Annotated in this window: 4 protein-coding genes and 1 pseudogene; 1 reads left to right on the top strand and 4 read right to left on the bottom strand. The window is 71.6% G+C overall.

All coding sequences use genetic code 11. The features are described 5' to 3' along the window. The 4 genes and pseudogenes from NON22_RS22370 to aroK all read right to left on the bottom strand — a co-directional run. Nucleotides 1–341: pseudogene (locus NON22_RS22370) on the bottom strand (hypothetical protein); the annotation flags it as partial. Then, complete coding sequence (locus tag NON22_RS22375; protein ID WP_257389206.1) at nucleotides 331–591, bottom strand: WGR domain-containing protein; 261 nt, start codon at nucleotides 589–591, stop codon at nucleotides 331–333. The gene NON22_RS22375 and the pseudogene NON22_RS22370, both read right to left, overlap by 11 nt. A gap of 45 nt (nucleotides 592–636) precedes the next feature. Continuing rightward, nucleotides 637–1,719: a 3-dehydroquinate synthase gene (gene aroB / locus NON22_RS22380; RefSeq protein WP_257389207.1), complete on the bottom strand. Its 1,083-nt coding sequence runs from the start codon at nucleotides 1,717–1,719 to the stop codon at nucleotides 637–639. Beyond that, nucleotides 1,716–2,264, bottom strand: a complete 549-nt coding sequence (gene aroK, locus NON22_RS22385; RefSeq protein WP_257389208.1) for a shikimate kinase AroK — start codon at nucleotides 2,262–2,264, stop codon at nucleotides 1,716–1,718. Before aroK ends, aroB begins: the two co-directional genes overlap by 4 nt. A gap of 249 nt (nucleotides 2,265–2,513) precedes the next feature. On the opposite strand from aroK, the gene xrtH reads away from it, so the two are divergent. Continuing rightward, nucleotides 2,514–3,053, top strand: a complete 540-nt coding sequence (xrtH, locus tag NON22_RS22390; protein ID WP_257389209.1) for an exosortase H — start codon at nucleotides 2,514–2,516, stop codon at nucleotides 3,051–3,053. Nucleotides 3,054–3,176: the final 123 nt, after the last annotated feature.

Below are 3,176 nucleotides of genomic sequence, written 5' to 3' on the forward strand. Positions count from 1 at the left end.
TCTGCCGGCGCGGCGTGGCTGGGTTCGGCGCTGCTCGCCGCCGCCGGTTGCGGCGGCGGTTCGATGGCGCCGGCGGCTTCTCCGCCTGCTGCCATGGCCGTCGCGGGTTCCTCCGGAATCTCGCTGCTGCTGCGCAGGCGCGGCTCGCGCGGCGCCGTCGTCGCGGCCGAAGCCGGCGCCTCTTCCGCGGAGCGGCAGTCCCAGCCCTGGCCGCTCGCGGCCGGCACACAGACATGCTTGCTGCCGGGCTCGAAAATGTGTTCGGCGGCGGCCGCGGCAGGCAAGCTGGTCAGCGCCGCGAGCAGCAGCGCCGCGCCGGTGCGCCGGAGCTCAGCGCGCATACGGCGCCTCCAGGCCCTGGCTGAAGACCACGCGGAAGCCGCGCTTGACCTGAGCGTCGCGGGCCTGGGCGAACGCGCTGAGCGCGTCGTCGCGCTCGAGATAGATCTCGCGCTTGCTGCTGCTGCGGCCGCCCTGCTGGCCCCATTCGCGGTACAGGGTCCAGCCGCCGAGCAGGTCCTGCTGCAGCACGATCTCGTAGTAGCGCGGCGCTTCGGCGGCGGCCGGCTGGGTTTGCATGTAGATGCGCATGAGCGAGGATTGTAGCGGCGTGGACGCGGCGGTTGCGCGCGGCGCTCAGCCGCGCCGCAGGCGCTGCAATATCGCGGCGTCGGCGACGGCAGCCACGATCTCGGCGGCGCCGATGCCGCGCCAGAGGATCAGGCGCAACTGGCCGCTGAGATTCTTCTTGTCCAGGTACATCAGCTGCAGCAGCGCCTGCGCGTCGCTGCCGTCCGGCAGCGCCGTGGACAGGCCCAGGCGCCCGAGCAGGCGCTGCAGCCGTTCGGCGTCGGCGGCGGCCGCCAGGCCGAGGTCGGCGGACAGCGCCGCCGCGAGGACCATGCCGATCGCGACGGCCTCGCCGTGCAGCAGGCGGCCGTAGCCGCCGGCGGTCTCCAGCGCATGACCGAAGGTGTGGCCGAAATTCAGCAGCGCGCGCTCGCCGTCCTCGCGCTCGTCGCGCGCGACGACGCCGGCCTTGTGGCGGCAGCTGCGCTCGATCGCCTCGGCCACGGCCTCGTCGTCGCGCGCGGCCAGCGCGTCGGCTTCGCGTTCGAGCCAGGCGAAGAATGCGGCGTCGCCGATCGCGCCGTATTTGACGACCTCGGCCAGTCCCGAGCGGTATTCGCGCGCGGGCAGGCTCGCGAGCGTGTCGGTATCGACGACCACGGCGCGCGGCTGGTGGAACGCGCCGACGAGGTTCTTGCCGGCCGGCAGGTTCACGCCGGTCTTGCCGCCGACCGAGGAATCGACCTGCGCCAGCAGGGTCGTCGGCATCTGCAGGAAATCCACGCCGCGCATCCAGCAGGACGCGGCGAAACCGGCGAGGTCGCCGACGACGCCGCCGCCGAGCGCGATCACGCAGGCGTCGCGGTTGGCCTTGAGCGCGGCGAGCGCTTCGAGCACTTCGCCGCAATGTTCCAGCGTCTTGTACTGCTCGCCGTCGGGCAGCACGAGGCTGGCCGCCTGCAGGCCGTCGAGGCCGGCCAGCACCGTGTCGAGATACAGCGGCGCGACGGTCGCGTTGCTGACCACGAGCACGTGACGGCCGCGGATCGCCGCACGCCAGCGCGCCGCGTCGCGCAGCAGGCCGCGGCCTATCCAGATCGGGTAGCTGCGCGCGTCTAGCGCGACGTCGAGCCTGCGCACGGCGCTCATGCGGCGGCCGGCGCCGGCGCACGGCGCCAGACCAGCTGCAGGCGCTGGTAGAGATCGGCGGCGACCTGGGCCGCGTGTTCGTGTTCGGAACGTATCGTCATGTCGGCGATGCCGGCGTAGAGCGGGTTGCGGAGCGCGGCCATCTGCTCGAGGCGTTCGCGCCGGTCGGGCGCGGCCAGCAGCGGACGCTTGCGATCACGGGCCAGGCGCGCGAGCTGCACCTCGACCGCGGTCTCGAGATAGACGACGAAGCCGCGGGCGGCCAGCCGTGCACGGTTCTGCGCATCGAGCACCGCGCCGCCGCCGGTCGCGAGCACGACGCCGTCGAGCGCGCTGTATTCGGCCAGCGCGGCGCATTCGCGGCGGCGGAAACCGGCTTCGCCTTCGAGCTCGAAGATCAGCGGTATCGCCACGCCGGTCTGCGCCTCGATGACGTGGTCCAGATCGTGGAACGGCAGCTGCAGCTGATCGGCGACACGCTTGCCTATCGTCGTCTTGCCGGCGCCCATCGGGCCGATCAGGAACAGGTTCGGAGCGGGATTCATGGCCGGATGCTAGCACGCGTGCACGGCCGGACCTTGGTGCGCGGAGTCATTAGGAAACGGGTGCGCGAGCGGTCTCTGAGCCCTTGTCCGGCGAGGTTTCCGCGACCGGCCGCGACCATCCGGGCCGTGCGCGGAACAGGCCTGCACAACCCGCGCGCCGGAATGCCGGCCCGGCTCTCGCGCGGCATCCGGACGCCACTGCCGCCCGTTCGCGCGTAAGCTATCGGTCCCTCGCCGCCGTGTTCCGCCATGTTCCGTTTCCTCGTCATCTTCGTCGCGTCGCTGTTGGTGCTGTTCACGCTGGACGTGCTCACCGTCGTCGAAATCCACCTGATCGATCCGTTCAACGCGCTGCTCGCGACGATTTCCGCCAAGCTCATCGGTTTGTTCGGCGGCGACGCGATCGCCCAGGGCAAGGTCATCATCAGCATCGGCACCGGCCTCGCCGTCTCGATCGAGCGCGTCTGCAACGGCGTGGAGGCGGTCATCATCCTGGTCTCGGCTATGATCGCGTTCCCGTCGGGCTGGAAGGCCAAGGTCGTCGGCATCGTGCTCGGCACGCTCGCGATCCAGGCGCTGAATCTCGTGCGCATCATCAGCCTGTACTACCTGCACCAGTGGAGCTCGGTCTGGTTCGAGTGGTTCCACAGTTACATCTGGCAGGCGCTGATCGTGCTCGACGCGCTCGTCATGTTCCTGCTCTGGCTGCGTTACCTGCCGCGCAAGAACGCGGCGCCGCCGTCGGGCGGTCCGCCGCAGGAAACGCCGCCGGCCGAGGCCGTTGCGTGAACACGGCCGTGCTGCTCGCGGGCTGCGGCGACGTCGGCTTGCGCGCCGGGGTGGAACTCGCCGCCGCCGGCCGCCGCGTCTATGGCCTGCGGCGCAGCGCGGCCGCGCTGCCCGCGCCGCTGC

The organism is Tahibacter caeni, from assembly GCF_024609805.1.
GTDB lineage: Bacteria > Pseudomonadota > Gammaproteobacteria > Xanthomonadales > Rhodanobacteraceae > Tahibacter > Tahibacter caeni.

What these genes read in the sequence shown, in the direction of transcription:
- NON22_RS22375 (WP_257389206.1), bottom strand. Translation starts at nt 591, where the DNA reads ATGCGCATCTACATGCAAACCCAGCCGGCCGCCGCCGAAGCGCCGCGC.
- aroB (WP_257389207.1), bottom strand. Translation starts at nt 1,719, where the DNA reads ATGAGCGCCGTGCGCAGGCTCGACGTCGCGCTAGACGCGCGCAGCTAC.
- aroK (WP_257389208.1), bottom strand. Translation starts at nt 2,264, where the DNA reads ATGAATCCCGCTCCGAACCTGTTCCTGATCGGCCCGATGGGCGCCGGC.
- xrtH (WP_257389209.1), top strand. Translation starts at nt 2,514, where the DNA reads ATGTTCCGTTTCCTCGTCATCTTCGTCGCGTCGCTGTTGGTGCTGTTC.